Here is a 15,392-nt window from a genome sequence, read left to right as displayed (position 1 = left end):
TATAGTTGACTGGATATCATACAGGAGCAACCAATGAAACGATACGACCTCAGAAGCGATACCATCACCAAACCGACCGAAGAGATGCGTAAGGCAATGTACCAGGCTGAAGTGGGCGATGACGTCTATCGGGAAGACCCCACCACCACCAAACTTGAGGAGCTTGCAGCCCATATCTCTGGAAAACAGAAGGCACTCTTTGTCTCCTCAGGCTCCATGGGGAACCTCATCTCACTCTACATCAATGGAGGGAGGTCCAACGAAGTCCTTACGGCTTCCAACAGCCATATCATCCAACACGAGATCGGGTCGGTAGCCGCAATCGCTGGAGTGCTTCCCATTGGTATCCAGGCTCCCAGAGGAATCCTGACAGCCTCGGACCTTCAGGGCAAGGTAAAGAGCGGCTCCTATGACATGGCAACCACTACCCTGGTCGAAGTGGAGAACACCATTGGAGGATACTGCTACCCCCTACAGGCCCTGGAGGGAATCAAGGACTTTGCAGACACCCACAACCTTAAGGTGCACATGGACGGGGCAAGGATCTTCAACGCCCAGGAGGCCATGGGTATTCCGGTAAAGACCTATGCAAAATATGCCGACACCCTCACCTTCTGCCTCTCCAAAGGGCTGGGATGCCCCATCGGAAGCATGCTCTGTGGCGACGAGCAGTTCATCAACCAGGCCCTGACCGTCCGCAAGCTCCTGGGAGGAGGGATGCGACAGACCGGTATCCTCGCCGCAGCCGGGCTCTATGCCCTTGAGCACCATGTCCACCGCCTCAAGGATGACCACCAGAGGGCCAAGACCATAGCCTTGGCCCTCCAGGAGAGCGGATGGGCAGATGTCGATATGGAAGGGGTCCAGACCAATGTGATATTCTTCACCGTCCCGGGCTTCTCGGCTGGTGATGTCATTGCCCAGCTTGCCCAGAAGGGAATCCTGGCAAACAACGAAGGGCCGGTCGTCCGTCTGGTCACCAACCTTGATATCAGCGCCCAGGATACCGAAGAGATCTGCTCCATTCTTTCATCCTTCAAGCCAAGGAAAAGCTGATGAAAACCACCATATTCTGCTTTTCGGGAACTGGGAACAGTTATTATGTCGCCACTGCAATCGGCACTCTTCTTGGCGACTCTTCGGTACGTATGATCCCGACCCTGTTCAATGGCGAGAGCATAGAGATGACCGAACGGGTGGGGTTTGTATTCCCCACCTACAAGGGCTTCCCCCCCAACCAGATGAAGGATTTCATCCAGGAGGTATTCTCCAAACAGGACCTGTCACCCATCAAGTATCTCTTCATGCTCACCACCCACTACAAGTTCCAGGCCTACAGCATGGTGGCGATGGAGGTCCTGCTCCGTGAAGCCGGCTCGGTCTATAGCTACGCCAACCATATCGTAATGCCCGATGGCTATGTACCCCTGCTCGCTGCCCCGACCGAGAAGAAAGAAGCAGAGCTCTATGCAAGGGCCGATGAACGCATCCGCTCCATCGCCAGGGACATTGAGGAAGGGACCATCAAGCTGGCAGGGAAAAGACCCTTCAGTCGCTTGGCGCTGAACTATCTCATGGGGTATGTGCATGGTTCAAGCAAGAAATTTGCCCGGCAATTTGCCGTCAGTGACGAGTGCACCTCCTGCAGGATCTGCTACAGGATGTGCCCATCTGCGAACATCACCATGCTCGATGGCAAACCTCTCTTTGGCGACAACTGCGAAGGCTGCCTTGGCTGCTACCACCGCTGCCCTGTCGATGCTATCTACCTGACAACAAAAGCCCATGAAGGGCGTTACAGGAACAAGCGTTCAGGATACGACGTGGAGTACAGGAAATAATGCAAAAAGACTATTTTTCTCAAGAAGTGAACCGGAGGGGAACCCTATCGGTAAAATGGAACCCCAAAACCATACAAGGGATTGCAGCAACAGGAGAGGCTGAGCCATTCTGGGTTGCTGACATGGATTTCCTCGCCCCCCCTGAGGTCATCGAGACTGCTGTGGCTACAGCAAGAAGTGGTGTGTACGGCTACCCCCATGTAGATACCAAGGAGCAGTTGTTCTGCTCATGGGCAAAGAAACGGCACAACTGGATCGTCGACCCAAAGCGCGTGGTCACCTGTTCAGGCATGCTTACCAGCATAGCCTTGCTTACCGAGATGCTCACAAAAAAGGGTGATGGGGTGATGGTACCGGTTCCGGCCTACCAGCCATTTCTCAGGATAGTCAGGAACCTCGAACGGACCCTTGTTGCATGGCCGCTGCTCTATGATGAAGAGAGCCATAGATTCTCCCTCGACTGGGACAAGTTTGCAGAGCTCTGCAAACAGGCCAAGCTCCTGATCTTCTGCTCCCCCCACAACCCCAGTGGCCTGGTATTCTCTGAAGAGGACCTGACAAAGCTCACCCGCATAGCAAAGGAACACGGGGTAGTCATCATCAGCGACGAGATCCACGCGGATTTGAGCTTCAAGGCCCACCACTCCCTCCTGCCGATAGCCCAGGCGCAAGGGTGCACCGCAGTGACCTGCATGGCACCTTCTAAGACCTTCAACATTGCGGGCGAGCACTACTCGGTAGCCATCTTTGCTGACAGAAAACTCCAGACCCAGTTTGAGAGACGGCTCGAACAGCTCTTTCTTACCGAAAACTCCTTCTTCTCCACCACCATCGCCCTTTCGGCATATGAGAAGGGAGAACCCTGGCTGGAGGAGCTTTTGGTCTATCTACAGCAGAACATCAGCCTCATGGAGACATTTTTCAGAAAGAATCTCCCCTCCCTCTCCTTCATCAAGCCCGGAGCCTCCTTCATTGCCTTCATCGACTGTTCGAAGATCATCGCTCTGGTTGAGCAGGATGCCCTGGCAAACCCCCAGCTCTACGACAGCAAGAACAGCCCTAATGGGGGCCTGCTCTCCCGTTTCTTCGGCCTCAGGGCTGAGGTTGCACTCAATGATGGGACATGGTTCGGAGGTGAGCAGTACCGCTCGTTTGTCAGGTTCAACTTCGGGACCCAGAGCCAGCACATCGAACAGGCACTGATACGGATGCAGAAGGCCATCCAATTCCTGGAGGAAACTTACAGCAGATAAGGTTCCAAAGCGTGGGCAAAGAGGGCAAAGCCCTCCTTGTTTGGGTGGAGGTGCCCGTCGGCAAACACCCGTTTAGAGTGTTCGATGCAGGTGCGGCAATCGATATAGGTGACCAAGGGAAAGAGCCTGGCCACCCTTTCGATGGCCGCACTCATCTCTGAGAAGCTACCCATGGGTCTTGCCAGTTCCCAATCCCCCCGCCACAGTGGGGAGAGCAACAGGATCCCGGCTGTCGGGTAGAGCTGAAAGAGCCGTTGCAGAAGGTCTTCTACAACCGTTTCGAGCTCAACAAGGGTGGGGCGCAGGATCCAATCATTGGTACCATACCCCACAATGACCTTGGAGACCCTCCTGCCATCGCCCAGGGGCTCTACAACCTCAGGATTGAACAGGGACCCCATAAGTCCCTGGTTGATCACCTCAAGGCCAGAGAGCGACGCCAGGCGTGGTGTCAGAGCCTGTGAGGGGGTCTCGGCCCCCACTCCCTGGACAATGGAATCCCCAAGTACCAGCATGGAGGTGTGGGACCTTGCAACCTCAACCATGGCAGCGTTGCAAGCCAGGTCCTTGACCCCCACCTGATGGCCCAGGGGAAAGAACAGCTGGACATCCTGCATCAGCCCTTCCTTGTTCAACCAGGAGGTTTCAATGAAACCGGTCCGGAGAGGGATGGATTCAACCAGGTTCCCATCGATGACAAGGTCAAAGAAATCGCGCATCTGCAGATTTCCCCCATAGAGCTTGGGAAAATCATATCCGAGGTCTCCACTCTTATGCAGCAAGGACTGGTTGAACCGCTTGGCCCGGAAGGAGAGGCTATTTCCACGGGTCCTGAACCGAAGAGAACAACCTGAGGAGGTCTTGCCCATCGCCCGATAGAGGGCATGGGTACCCAGGCTCATCCGTTGTTGTTTGGTAAATCTGACGAGACGGCTAAAGCCATCACCCTCCTGTTCAATGCCGAGGGCATTATGGACAAAGGGGAGCAGGTCCATCGCTACAGGTCCAGGATGGTCTTCTCACCATAGACCTGGGACCAGCTGGTGTGGAAATCCCTGACAGCCTTCGCAATCGAGGGCATCTCAAGACCGGTGGTGAGGAGGTTGAGAGGAACCGTACAGCAGCTTGCCCCCTGGGCATAGGCTGTGGTTATCTCGCTGATGTTCTTGAAGCTCGCGGCAAGGACCTGGCAGTTGCCTGCATTGGCCCAGAGCAAGCCGCTCAGCTCCTTGATGACCTTCGGTGCATCGATATCTATGTTGAGCATCCTGTTGTAGTAGACGGCGATGTAGCGGGCCCCGCTGAGCATGGCCAGAATCCCCTGCAGCGTTGTGTAGACCGCAGTGGCAGTGACGCTCACCCCTCGCTTTGAGAGGATCCTGATCGCCTTCAGCCCTTCCTCAGTCACGGGGATCTTGATGAAGGTCTCATCTCCCAGGATGGAGAGGATTTTCTCAGCCTCAGCTATGATGTGGTCGCACTCCTCGGCCACTACCTGTACATGCAGGCTTCTTTCATGACCGATCAAGAGCCTGATCGCATGCATATGGGCAAAGAAATCGGCAGCAGCCTCTTCCTTGATGATAGACGGGTTGGTGGTGACCCCACTGATGGGATAGGTGGAAATTCCTTTGGCTATCTCTTCTAGGTTAGCAGTATCAAGCATCAGTTCCATAATAATTCTCCCACTCCATAATGTCACAGATAGAGCAGTTGTGGAAGGTCTGTTGCAGAAGGTCAGCCCTTGAGGCAGAGGTGTAGGGTTGTCCAAGGCCTTATTAAGGATGAGGGAGAGAAACCCTTACAGTACAAGGGATACACAGGTCTTGGTCACTCATACCTGAAGTCATAAAAACCCAATAATTCGTACTATTTCACTATCATTTTTAACTACATGTAATATAAAGTTTTATACTAAAAAAATCCTATTTTTACTATAAACCCATATATATCGTTGCGAACAGGGTTGGCCATTCATTGCGTAATCCCTACTTCAATGCTTTGCTTTACCTAGGTCTTTGTCACTAACGAATATGAAAGCAGTTGCTTGCTATTGGAGTACCCATGCTCACCAATCGAAAAGTCTTGGTCTCTCTTGTGCTCACCGTCATCGCCTCATTTTTTGTCGTCGGATGTGGCGAATACGACCTGCCTGCTGTTGCAGTTACCGCTGTCGCCATCGACCAAGGTAACCAGACTCTCGCCAAAGGGAATACCGTTCAGCTGACTGCAACGGTAACTCCTTCGCACGCCTCCGACAAGAGTGTCACCTGGTCTTCAGGGAACACGGCAGTTGCTACGGTAAGCGGCATAGGCCGTGTCACCGGAGAGACAGCAGGGTCTTCTACTACCATCACGGTAGCAACAACTGACGGGGGCAAGACAGATACGATTGAGGTTACGGTGACTGGAGATGCACTATAAGACTAAATACCCTATCTATGGGACTCAGTTCTTTTCAATTCCTTGCCTGCTTCTGCTTTCGCCAAAGGCTGGGGGTGGTTCCATATGTGCGCTTGAACAGGGTGTAGAACCTGTGGACAGAGCCAAAGCCACACTCCTTGGCGATGTCTGCAATCGTGGAGCGTCCATGCCGTAGCGCTACGGTGGCCAACAGGAGACGTTGGCCACAGATCTCTTCCCAGACCGTCTTTCCCCGTGCCTTCTTGAACCTCATCTCAAGGTTCCTTCTGCAGACAGATGAGCACTGCACAACATCGGCGACGCTGATGCCTTGGCTTGCCCGCTCCCCTATGGTCTGCAAGGCCTGGGCGACAACAGGGTCCTCCTCCCTGATGAGGGAGGTGCTCTCCCGTTCGGTTACCGGTCCGCAGGCGATACGCTGTATCCTGATACTCTTCTCAGAGCTTGAAAGCAGGGAATCCAACATCTGTGCAGCCCTAAAGCCTATCATCTCACAGTTGGGCTGGATGCTGGAGATCGAGGGGGTGGCAAGCTCACACAATAGGGTCTCGTTGTCGACACCCAGGACGGTTACCTCGGTGGGAATATGGATATCCAGACGCTGGCACGCTATCTCGACCTTCATCGCCGAGAGGTCGTTGCTGCAGAAGAGGGATATCGGTTTGGGCAGGACTGAAAGCCAGCTGTCCAGCTCTTCTGAGGGTTCGTAGAGCTGGCGCCACCAGGCAAGGGGTCTGGAGAACCGCCCTATCTGGTCAACAGGCTTTCCGATCGCCGAACAGAAGCCTACAAACCTCTCCCGTGCCCAGTGCACAGAGTCCACACCGCACCAGCCGAAATTCTTTCTTCCCAACGAGTGCAGGTATTTTCCTGCACTCACCCCTGTCTCGTAATCGTCATTGCGTACCTGGCTGAAAAGCTTCAGGGAGGATGCCCCAGCAATGTCGACGACAGGGATGCCAAGGGATGCGCAAAAGAGAGCCTCCTCATCGTTCTCAATGCGGGCGATGAGGGCATCACACTTGGAGAGGGAGTCGCTGTCCAGGGAGAAAAACCAGGGCCCTTGCCCCCTCAGCTGCCAGCCGGTCTTGCTTTTTGCATACCTCACTACCCCATTGGCAACCGCCATGTCGTAGCCATCCTGGAAGCGGAGCTTCAGCCCAATCTGTATCATGCAGGAAGTCTACCACCTCTTTGCGCAAAACGCTACAGTTTATACGCATATTGAGCATTGCTGGCTAGCTAAGGGCAGGGTATACTCTATACAGGATAAGGAGAATGCTATGAACATACCCTATGTTACCATTGCAGCGACAGGAGCGAAAATGCCTGCCATTGGGGTTGGCACCTTCGGCAGTGACCATGTGAGCAGCTTTGATATGGCACAGTCGGTAAAGCTTGCCCTCAAGCTTGGCTACAGGAACATCGACTGTGCCCGGGTCTACGGCAACGAGAAGGAGATCGGGGAGGTGCTCAAAGCCTCTGCAATCCCCCGCGAAGAGCTGTGGATCACCAGCAAACTCTGGAACGACATGCACGGCAAGAAAAATGTCGGCCTCTCGGTGAGGGCGACCCTGAAGGACCTGCAGCTCGACTACCTCGACCTCTTCCTGGTGCACTGGCCGTTTCCCAACTACCATCCACCAAAGTGCGACGTCACCAGCCGCAATCCCAATGCAAGGCCCTACATCCATGAAGAGTACATGGAGACCTGGCATGCCATGGAGGAGCTGGTAGGCCAAGGCCTGGTCAGGCATATAGGGACAAGCAACATGACCAAGGCAAAGCTGGGCCTCCTGCTCGACTCCTGCACGATCCGCCCGGTGGCCAACGAGATGGAACTGCACCCCTGCTTCCAGCAACCTGAACTGCTTGGCTATGTGAAGAAAGAGGGTATCATCCCCATTGGGTTCTCACCCCTGGGCTCACCCAACAGACCAGAAAGGGATACTACGGAGACCGACGTGGTGGATATGGAACACCCGGTTGTAGTGGCCATTGCCAAGGCACACAACTGCCATCCAGCTTCCATCTGCCTCAAGTGGGCACACGCGGTGGGCATCGTCCCCATCCCCCAGTCAACCAAGGAGAGAAACCTCAGGAGCAACCTGCAAAGCATCCTCAGCGACCCCCTCACAGAGGAGGAGGTCACCATGCTCAAGAAGGCCGACTGCAACAACCGCCTGATAAAGGGCCAGGTATTCCTTTGGGAAGAAGCGAAGGACTGGACCGAGCTCTGGGATGAAGACGGGATCATTCGCGCACCGGAACACTATAGGAACTAACCTTTCAAGGAGGGTACCATGGAAAAGAAGAACATGTTGGGAGCAAAGCTTCCAGGCAACAGCACCGTGACCTTTGGGCAATTCGACATACCAAAGCCAGGGTATGGGCAAGTGCTTCTGAGGACCAAATGCTCCACCATCTGTGGCAGCGACATCAGGGCAATCTACCGTGAACATCTGGGAAAGGGTCCTGAAGGGTATCAGGGCGTCATTGCAGGCCATGAGCCCTGTGGCCAGATCGTCGAGGAAGGGCCCGGACTGAAACGGTTCAAGAAAGGCGACCGGGTCATCGTCTACCACATCAGTGGCTGTGGCGTCTGCCATGAGTGCCGCCAAGGCTTCATGATCAGCTGCACCAGCGACAAGCGTGCAGCCTATGGCTGGCAGCGGGACGGTGGCATGGCCGAATACATGCTCTGTGACGAGAAGGACCTGGTGCAGCTTCCCGATGAGCTCTCCTATGCCGACGGAGCCCAGGTAGCCTGTGGCTTCGGAACTGTCTATGAGGCGATCGAAAAGGTTGGGGTCAGCGGCAATGATGCTGTGCTTGTTGTAGGGCTGGGACCTGTGGGCCTGGCTGCCCTCATGCTTGCAAAGGCGATGGGAGCCACCAAGCTTTTCGGTATCGAAAGGGAACCTGCGAGGATCGAGCTGGCAAAGAAGCTCGGCCTGGTTGACTACGCCTTTACCCCCAGTGAAGAGAACGTCGAGCAGATCAGGGCCCTTACCGGTGGCCATGGGGTCGAGCGCGCCTTCGACTGCAGTGCAAGCGACCCAGGACGGGCCACTGCCATCAGGGCAACGAGGAAATGGGGAAAGATCGCATTTGTCGGTGAAGGGGGAAGCGTACACTTCAACCCAAGCCCTGACATGCTCCACGACCAGAAGACCATCTATGGAAGCTGGGTCACCAGCATCTGGAAGATGGAGGACCTGGTGGAACACCTGGTCAGGTGGAATATCCACCCCGAGGACCTGATAACCCACCGCTTCCCTCTGGAAAAGGCAGACGAGGCCTACGCCTTGATGGCCAACGGGATTTCGGGCAAGGTGGCTGTCTGTTTCGATGAAGAGCTGAAATAGGTCAGCTGAATACCCTTGTGTAGGAACGGGTGGCGTTGTAACTGGACTCCTTGGCCTTGCTATCAGTTACGATGCCCCCGTTCTCTGTCAGGACATGGATGGTCGGTTCCAGCACTACCTTGCAGGGAAAATCAGCCATATCGCCTGCCATCCTCCTGATGAGGATCTGGGCAGCCTCCTGGCCGATCCTTTCCAGCGGTTGTGCCGCAGCATAGTGGCAGAACCTGAGTAGCGGGGCATAGAAGAGGTAGTCGAAGGTCGAGAAGACCATCTTCGAGCAGATCTCCTTGCTGGCCTGTGAAATGAGGTAGCTCGTTGCCCCTATATGCACCATGTCATTGACCAAAAAGAATGCACTCGGACAGCCCTCCTTGGTGAGGGCTTCCTGCATGAGGGCATAGCCTGCCTTCTGGCTCATTCCCCCCAGCATGACAAAAGCCGGGTCTACGGGAAGGTCGTAGTGCTTCATGGCATCGAGGAAGCCTTGCAGGCGTTCCACGGAGGTATGCACATGGACATCCCCTCCCAAAAACCCAATCCTGGTGTGTCCTTCCCTGATGAGGGCGCAGGTAACGTCGTAGGACCCCAGACGGTTGTCCACCAGGACCATGTCACAATCGAGACCCTGTATTTTTCTGTCGAGCACGACCATCGGGGTGGACTGGAGTGCAGGAAGCGAAAAATGGGAGCCTACATCGCTTGCGGGGATAACCACCAGGGCATCCACATTCCTCTCCAGAAGCAGGGTGAGTTTTCGTTTCTCCTCTTCCACACTATTCTCGGATGAGCAAAAGAGCAGGGCATACCCCAAAGGACCAAGCAGATGCTCAAGCTGCTCCACGATCTCGGAGAAGAAGGTATTGGAGATCTCCGGCACAATGATGCCGATGCTCTTGGTCCTGTTCATCTTCAGCGACCGGGCAACGGCATTGCGCTGGTAGTGAAGGGCTTTGACAGCGGAGAGGACCTGCCGTTCAGTCTCCTTGTTCACTACCCCAAGGTTGTTCAGGACCCTGCTTACCGTGGCAATGGAGACCCCTGCCAGTTTTGCAACATCCTTGATCGTAGCCTGACCTGCCGTTTTCATCTTTTTCCCTTTGTGTAGCCAACATGGCTGAGAGCATCTGCGTACTGCTTCTGAGTTGCAGAGAGAGGGCTACAGGGAAACTTTGTACCAATAGATGGCAGGCGAAGTCAACTCCCAAGGCTCAAGCCCATGCCTGCCATCACTATCTTTCAGCTCACTATACAGTCTGGGCCCACCACAGTCTCCCATGGCGGGCCCAGAACCAGAACAGTGCGGTATCTATGGATGGAAGACCTTCACCTTCTGCTCTCTCCTCAAAAGGTCCCTCCCCTCCTGCAAGGAAGAGATTTCCCCTGTTGCATACATCTGCACCAGGATATTTCCCAAGGCAGTGGCCTCAACAGGCCCGGCATAGACGGTCAGCCCTGTCTCTGTGGCAGTCCACTGGTCGAGGATCTCGTTCTTGCACCCTCCTCCAATGATGTAGAGGGAGGTGAACTCTTTCCCGGTTATGGCCTGCAGCTGCCCAATCGAAAGGGCGTACGCCTTGGCAAGGCCGCGGTAGATCGCAACCATGTACTCCCCTTTTGAGGCAGGGGGAGTCTGTCCATGCTCCTCACACCAGAGCCTGATGCGGTCCACCATGAGGTTGTCATAGCTGTTTGGCTTGAGGAACCGTTGGTCAGCAGGATCGACATAGCCCAGGTAGGAGGCAGAGGCGAGGGTCTCCCTGTCCAGCTCTTTCCAGGAGATGGCATCGCCTTGGCTCTCCCAATAGCGGACACACTCCTGCTGGATCCACATCCCCATGATGTTCTTCAGAAAGCGGATGTTCCCGCTGGCAGCGATCTCATTGGTGAACCCACTCTCGAGGGCAAGGCGGTTGATGATGGGCTGTGCAAGCTCCACCCCCAACAAGGACCAGGTGCCGCTTGAGATATAGAGGGGCACTTCGTCCCTGGCGACAGGGACAGCGGCAACAGCACTTGCCGTGTCATGGGCAGCGCTTGCGATGACCACCACCGACTGGGGGGCTCCTACCTCATGGGCAACAGAGGCGGTAAGAGGTCCCAAGGGTGTACCGCTATCGACAATCTCGCCAAAGAGCTCCTTCTCAAAGCCCATACCAGCGATCAGGGACCAGGCCCAGCTCTTGGCTTTGGGGTCATAGAGCTGGGTGGTAGAGGCATGGCTCCTCTCATTCTTCATGACACCTGTCAACCAATAGGCAAGCAGGTCAGGCACCGATAGGTAGTGGCGTGCAGCAGAGAGGGTACCGGGACGGTCCCTCTTCATTGCCGCCATCTGGTAGAGGGTGTTGAAGGGCTGGAAGGCGATACCGGTCTTTTCAAAGACCTCCATCTTGCCTCCCAATCGATTCGAGACCTCCTCGACAAGGCCATCGGTACGGTTGTCCCGATAGTGATAGCACATCGAAACTAGGGAGCCCCTCTCGTCCGTGAGGACAAAGTCGACCCCCCAGGTATCGATGCCGATCGAGCCGATCTGAGAGCCATACTGGGCAAAGGCTTTCTTCAACCCGACCTTGATCTCAGAAAAGAGTCCAAGCAAATTCCAGTAAAACTCCCCCAACACCTGGTCGTTGTGCGTCACAAACCGATGGACAACCTCAAAATCCTTGAGGTCTCCCACTATGACCCTACCATTGGAGGCACCCAGGTCTACTGCGATATGCTTTTTCATGACTACTCCTTGCAGTTGGCCAAGAGATATGCTTCAGCCTCGGCTGACCACAGTCCGTTGTGCTTCTTCACCAGCTTGTCAAGCTCGGCAAACAAGGGCTTGGTCTTTCCCACCTCTGCAAAATCATCGATCGCAGTCAAGGGGAAGTCAAAGTGGGTAAAGATCATCTTCTTTCCTCCAGGGATGGAGGGGAGGTTGATGACAGTCTCGCCCACCGCCCCAAGGCCACCGATGTGGGTAACCAAGGCTGCTGGGTTGAGAAGGCCCTTGCTCATCATCTCCAACGACTCACGCATGTCGTCGGTATTGCCACCGCTGGTTCCCACGATGTGGGTCGAGGCATAGTGGACATTGTAGAAGTTGAGGGTGGCAGAGAAGTCAGTGCGTCCAGGGCCGGCAAAGAAGTTCAGGCACCCATCCTTGGCAAGGATGGCATCGGCCTGCTCGACCAGGGCCTTCACAGGTGCCATGACCAACACATCGTCATACCCCTTCCCTCCGGTAAGCTCCATAAGGGTCGCCAGGGGGTCCGCTACACCCTTGGTGTTCAGATAGACCAGGTTCACCCCGTTCTTCTTTGCATCCTCGACCGTATAGAGGTCGGCAGCACGCTTGAGCCGTGCATCATCGATATCGGTGACCACCAACAACCCGGGCTTCCGGTCACAATGCACAGCATAGTCAATGGCACAGAGGCCCATCGGTCCGACTCCAGCGAGGATGGCGAGGTTCCCTCCCTCGACAATACCCATGTGGTGGTCGTAGGAACCGCCTTTGGTGTGGTACATCGCATGGAAGGTCCCCACCACACAGGAAACAGGCTCGGCAAGGCCACCCAGGAAATAGGCGTCCCCGTCGTAGGTCAGCAGGCAGTCCATATCCATCACCTGGTGGGGGATGATGATGTGGGTGGCATTGCCACCGATATAGGGAAACGAGTAGCCGGGTGCATCGAGGGTGCCCTTGTAGTTGAGGGCCGGCTGGATGGTGAACTTGGAGCCGACCTTGAACTTGGCCTGCCACTTCTTGCCGACTTCCAGGATCTCGCCACAGAACTCATGGCCGAGAATGATGGGATTGGTTGCAACATCCTTGGGAACGCGCTTGTGCGAGGCCCCTTGGTCTGCCGCCTTGTGGTCGCTCATGCAGATGCTGTTGGTGATAACCCGGGCAAGTATCTCGTCATCCTTGATCTTGGGAAGGGTAAACTCTTCGACTCGAATATCATTGACTCCATAAAGTCTTGCTGCACGTGTTTTCATGGCATTCTCCTAGTTGAGCATGACCTGGCCACCGGTAACCGGCACAGCCTGGCCTGTCTCATATTTTTGTTCGACTATGTAACAGATGGCCCTCACCACATCCTCGGTCTTGCAACCGCGGTTCATGGGAACCTTTGATTCATAGAAACGACGCACATCCTCGACGCTCTTGGCTCCGGGCACTTTGCCGGTATGCAGGTACTGCACAAACAACCCCTTTTCAGGGTCCGACCAGAGGGGACCGTCGAGGAAGTTGCCAGGGCAGATGGCATTGACCTTGATGTTGTCCTCTATCAGTTCGAGGGCAAAGCTCTGCGTCAGGCCAATGGTTCCGAACTTTGCCCCTGCATAGGCCCCGTTCTTGTTGGAACCCTCCAGGCCAGACTTGCTGCTGATGGCAATGAGATCGGTAAAGTACGCCTCGGAAGGGATGTTCTGCAAGGCCATCACGATGGAGGCATGCTTGCTGCAGAGAAAGAAGCCGGTGTAGTCGACACTGGTGACAAACTGGAAGTCCTTGAGACTCATGCTCTTGACCGAACCCGCCCTAAGGACACCCGCATTGCTGACAAACAGGTCAAGGCCCCCGGTCTCCTTGACCACCTGGGCCATCATCGCCTCAACCGATGCTTCATCGGTCACATTCACATAGAGGGCCTTGGCAACGGTGATGCAGGCCACATAGTTCAGGCTGGCGGCAAGGTCCTCAGCCCCTTTCAGGTTCATGTCTGCGATGTAGACGAAGGCTCCCAGTTCGGAAAGGGAGCGGACCATGCCCTCCCCAAAGCCCTGGGCACCGCCGGTGACCAGAACTATCTTGTCCCTGACCACATCATCGCGCTTCTGGGAGGGTGGCAAGGATGCAATGCAGGAAACCCCTTCAGACCGGACTGCCTCGTCGTAGTTGGTGCCAAGGCCAAACTGGATGGAGCGGCCCTCTATGCCGATGACCGCAGGGTAGAGGTCCTTCTTGCTGCAGTATGTAGAGAGCTCGGCCTTCCACCGTTTGGAGGTGGCATGCACGTCATCACCTTCTTCGACAGAGGAGAGCGTCAGAAAGGCCTGCTTTCCCTCCGTGGTGTGGACAAAGAGGCCCTTTTCTCCATCAAAGGTGAGCCCCCTGATGACCGCAGGAAGTTCCTGCAGGATTTTTTCAGTAAAACAGACCATACCTTACTCCTATTCGAATAGTTTGATGATGTCCAACGGATGACGGCTATCCATCCTCCTACCCAGGTCAGCATAGCGGGCGAGCCTGGTTTCCAGACTCTGCTGTGCATAGGGGTTTGCAGGATTGAAGAGCCCCAGAGAGGGGTCGACGGTAGATAGCTTCTCATGGGCTACCAGAGCCCAGGCCGAATCGACAAGGTGGCGGCAGGTCGGTTGGAGCAGTTCAGGGCAGTTCATGCTCTGCCTCGAGCTGTTGATGTCCACCCCGCTGATCTCCATCAGGTTACGCTCCCGGGCCAGGCGTTGCAGCCTCTCCATCTGGGCGACAGTGTTTCTTGGTGGCATGTAGGTAACCGCCGGGTAGCCGATCGTTACCAGCAGGTCCATCAGCTCGACAAGGAACCCATCCTCGAACCTCTCCGCCTTCTTGTCCCCGGTCACACTCTGCTCGATATCACCCAGATAGGCGTAGGCAGGGATGGCTCCGATGCTGTTGCCAAAGGCCACGACATCGTAGACAGAGGGACACTCATCCTTGCCAGGCTGGATAAAGAAGCGGGGAAGGAAGTTGCTCTTGAAGATTCCCAAAAGGTCATAGGCATAATGGGGGTTGCCAGGGTCAAGGAGCAGCGCCTGCACCTTGGCAGAAAGCGCGATGTGCAGCTCCTTCTCAAGGAACCTGACAAGCCTCTCCCCTTTGCCAAACATGGTGATGCACTGTCTGGCCATCGCATAGAGGATATGGCGCTCGGTAATGGATCCCCCCTCGGAAAAACGGGAGAGAGGGACGACATCACGATCAAAGTCCAGGTCAAAGCCGTACTGGCCTACCAAGGCTTGCAGATCCTTCACCTGGGCCCTGTTGCGCAGGTTCCGTACCTCCTGCACCGGCTTGAGAAACCTCTCAACCTCTGCAATCTTCTGATGGGGTACCCCATGGACGCACATGTAGACGATCCCCGGCGAATCGGGGTTGTTGATCTTCCGGTCGGCCAAGGGGGTGTCGAGGAAGCTCACCCTCAACTCAAAGCCGACAGTGCTGGCAAGTCCCAGGTTCTGTGATGCCTCAAGCAGCTCTGGGGCCGCCCCGATGCTGTCATGATCGATGCTTCCGACTATCCCCAAGCCTGCCTTCCAGGCGGCATAGGCTGCCCCACTCGGCTCATAGGGGCTGAACGACCAGGTGGTATGCACATGGTTGTTCACCTCTTCAAGCCTCGTGCGCTTCAGCTCTCCGCTTTCGATCAGGGCTCCGAGGGACCGACTCGCCTGGAGGCGAATCGGCTTGTCGGCACTATTGATGGCACATTCCAGTTCTTGTAGGTCCATGGACACCTCGTCAG

14 protein-coding genes are annotated in these 15,392 nt (G+C 55.4%); 6 read left to right on the top strand and 8 right to left on the bottom strand.

The window, feature by feature from the left end; all coding sequences use genetic code 11:
• Positions 1 to 33 precede the first annotated feature (33 nt).
• The 3 genes from ROJ03_RS02025 to ROJ03_RS02015 are packed head-to-tail and all read left to right on the top strand — an operon-like array spanning position 34 to position 3,094.
• Positions 34 to 1,056 (top strand): GntG family PLP-dependent aldolase, encoded by a 1,023-nt coding sequence (locus ROJ03_RS02025; RefSeq protein WP_313725321.1) that lies wholly within the window; start codon positions 34 to 36, stop codon positions 1,054 to 1,056.
• Positions 1,056 to 1,841 carry an EFR1 family ferrodoxin gene (locus ROJ03_RS02020; RefSeq protein ID WP_313725320.1) on the top strand — a complete coding sequence of 262 codons (786 nt, stop codon included), beginning with the start codon at positions 1,056 to 1,058 and terminating at the stop codon, positions 1,839 to 1,841. Before ROJ03_RS02025 ends, ROJ03_RS02020 begins: the two co-directional genes overlap by 1 nt.
• The gene (locus ROJ03_RS02015; RefSeq protein ID WP_313725319.1) at positions 1,841 to 3,094 is read left to right on the top strand and encodes an aminotransferase class I/II-fold pyridoxal phosphate-dependent enzyme; all 1,254 of its coding nucleotides are present in this window, start codon (positions 1,841 to 1,843) and stop codon (positions 3,092 to 3,094) included. Before ROJ03_RS02020 ends, ROJ03_RS02015 begins: the two co-directional genes overlap by 1 nt.
• Here ROJ03_RS02015 and ROJ03_RS02010 read toward each other — a convergent pair.
• Both ROJ03_RS02010 and ROJ03_RS02005 read right to left on the bottom strand, forming a co-directional pair.
• Complete coding sequence (locus tag ROJ03_RS02010; protein ID WP_313725318.1) at positions 3,082 to 4,089, bottom strand: SGNH/GDSL hydrolase family protein; 1,008 nt, start codon at positions 4,087 to 4,089, stop codon at positions 3,082 to 3,084. The two genes, ROJ03_RS02015 and ROJ03_RS02010, sit on opposite strands and share 13 nt — an antisense overlap.
• A 2-nt stretch (positions 4,090 to 4,091) precedes the next feature.
• Positions 4,092 to 4,769: a fructose-6-phosphate aldolase gene (locus ROJ03_RS02005; RefSeq protein WP_313725317.1), complete on the bottom strand. Its 678-nt coding sequence runs from the start codon at positions 4,767 to 4,769 to the stop codon at positions 4,092 to 4,094.
• A 389-nt stretch (positions 4,770 to 5,158) separates the two neighbouring features.
• Between ROJ03_RS02005 and ROJ03_RS02000 the strand changes: the two genes are divergently transcribed.
• Complete coding sequence (locus ROJ03_RS02000; RefSeq protein ID WP_313725316.1) at positions 5,159 to 5,518, top strand: Ig-like domain-containing protein; 360 nt, start codon at positions 5,159 to 5,161, stop codon at positions 5,516 to 5,518.
• Between the two features lie 34 nt (positions 5,519 to 5,552).
• On the opposite strand, the gene ROJ03_RS01995 is transcribed toward ROJ03_RS02000, so the two are convergent.
• The gene (locus ROJ03_RS01995) at positions 5,553 to 6,692 is read right to left on the bottom strand and encodes a DNA-binding transcriptional regulator (RefSeq protein ID WP_313725315.1); all 1,140 of its coding nucleotides are present in this window, start codon (positions 6,690 to 6,692) and stop codon (positions 5,553 to 5,555) included.
• Between the two features lie 109 nt (positions 6,693 to 6,801).
• Between ROJ03_RS01995 and ROJ03_RS01990 the strand changes: the two genes are divergently transcribed.
• Positions 6,802 to 7,803 carry an aldo/keto reductase gene (locus tag ROJ03_RS01990; RefSeq protein ID WP_313725314.1) on the top strand — a complete coding sequence of 334 codons (1,002 nt, stop codon included), beginning with the start codon at positions 6,802 to 6,804 and terminating at the stop codon, positions 7,801 to 7,803.
• Between the two features lie 18 nt (positions 7,804 to 7,821).
• On the top strand, positions 7,822 to 8,886 hold the full coding sequence (locus ROJ03_RS01985) for a zinc-binding dehydrogenase (protein WP_313725313.1): 1,065 nt from the start codon (positions 7,822 to 7,824) through the stop codon (positions 8,884 to 8,886).
• Position 8,887: 1 nt separating this feature from the next.
• On the opposite strand, the gene ROJ03_RS01980 is transcribed toward ROJ03_RS01985, so the two are convergent.
• From ROJ03_RS01980 to ROJ03_RS01960, 5 genes are all read right to left on the bottom strand, one after another.
• Positions 8,888 to 9,973: a LacI family DNA-binding transcriptional regulator gene (locus tag ROJ03_RS01980; protein WP_313725312.1), complete on the bottom strand. Its 1,086-nt coding sequence runs from the start codon at positions 9,971 to 9,973 to the stop codon at positions 8,888 to 8,890.
• A gap of 219 nt (positions 9,974 to 10,192) precedes the next feature.
• Positions 10,193 to 11,617, bottom strand: coding sequence for a rhamnulokinase family protein (locus ROJ03_RS01975; RefSeq protein ID WP_313725311.1), 1,425 nt, complete (start codon positions 11,615 to 11,617; stop codon positions 10,193 to 10,195).
• A 2-nt stretch (positions 11,618 to 11,619) separates the two neighbouring features.
• Positions 11,620 to 12,879, bottom strand: coding sequence for a zinc-binding dehydrogenase (locus ROJ03_RS01970; protein ID WP_313725310.1), 1,260 nt, complete (start codon positions 12,877 to 12,879; stop codon positions 11,620 to 11,622).
• 9 nt (positions 12,880 to 12,888) lie between these two features.
• A complete protein-coding gene (locus ROJ03_RS01965) occupies positions 12,889 to 14,049 on the bottom strand; it encodes an SDR family NAD(P)-dependent oxidoreductase (RefSeq protein WP_313725309.1) in 1,161 nt (386 codons plus the stop codon).
• A gap of 9 nt (positions 14,050 to 14,058) precedes the next feature.
• Positions 14,059 to 15,378: a PHP domain-containing protein gene (locus tag ROJ03_RS01960; protein ID WP_313725308.1), complete on the bottom strand. Its 1,320-nt coding sequence runs from the start codon at positions 15,376 to 15,378 to the stop codon at positions 14,059 to 14,061.
• Positions 15,379 to 15,392: the final 14 nt, after the last annotated feature.

Source organism: Sphaerochaeta sp. PS, assembly GCF_032144095.1.
Taxonomy (GTDB): Bacteria; Spirochaetota; Spirochaetia; order Sphaerochaetales; family Sphaerochaetaceae; genus Sphaerochaeta.
This window is presented reverse-complemented; position numbering and strand designations above follow the sequence as displayed.

Coding starts and splice junctions, on each gene's coding strand:
- ROJ03_RS02010 (WP_313725318.1), bottom strand. CDS start 4,089: ATGGACCTGCTCCCCTTTGTCCATAATGCCCTCGGCATTGAACAGGAG.
- ROJ03_RS01990 (WP_313725314.1), top strand. CDS start 6,802: ATGAACATACCCTATGTTACCATTGCAGCGACAGGAGCGAAAATGCCT.
- ROJ03_RS01980 (WP_313725312.1), bottom strand. CDS start 9,973: ATGAAAACGGCAGGTCAGGCTACGATCAAGGATGTTGCAAAACTGGCA.
- ROJ03_RS02005 (WP_313725317.1), bottom strand. CDS start 4,769: ATGGAACTGATGCTTGATACTGCTAACCTAGAAGAGATAGCCAAAGGA.
- ROJ03_RS01960 (WP_313725308.1), bottom strand. CDS start 15,378: ATGGACCTACAAGAACTGGAATGTGCCATCAATAGTGCCGACAAGCCG.
- ROJ03_RS02000 (WP_313725316.1), top strand. CDS start 5,159: ATGCTCACCAATCGAAAAGTCTTGGTCTCTCTTGTGCTCACCGTCATC.
- ROJ03_RS02020 (WP_313725320.1), top strand. CDS start 1,056: ATGAAAACCACCATATTCTGCTTTTCGGGAACTGGGAACAGTTATTAT.
- ROJ03_RS01975 (WP_313725311.1), bottom strand. CDS start 11,617: ATGAAAAAGCATATCGCAGTAGACCTGGGTGCCTCCAATGGTAGGGTC.
- ROJ03_RS01970 (WP_313725310.1), bottom strand. CDS start 12,879: ATGAAAACACGTGCAGCAAGACTTTATGGAGTCAATGATATTCGAGTC.
- ROJ03_RS01965 (WP_313725309.1), bottom strand. CDS start 14,049: ATGGTCTGTTTTACTGAAAAAATCCTGCAGGAACTTCCTGCGGTCATC.
- ROJ03_RS01985 (WP_313725313.1), top strand. CDS start 7,822: ATGGAAAAGAAGAACATGTTGGGAGCAAAGCTTCCAGGCAACAGCACC.
- ROJ03_RS01995 (WP_313725315.1), bottom strand. CDS start 6,692: ATGATACAGATTGGGCTGAAGCTCCGCTTCCAGGATGGCTACGACATG.
- ROJ03_RS02015 (WP_313725319.1), top strand. CDS start 1,841: ATGCAAAAAGACTATTTTTCTCAAGAAGTGAACCGGAGGGGAACCCTA.
- ROJ03_RS02025 (WP_313725321.1), top strand. CDS start 34: ATGAAACGATACGACCTCAGAAGCGATACCATCACCAAACCGACCGAA.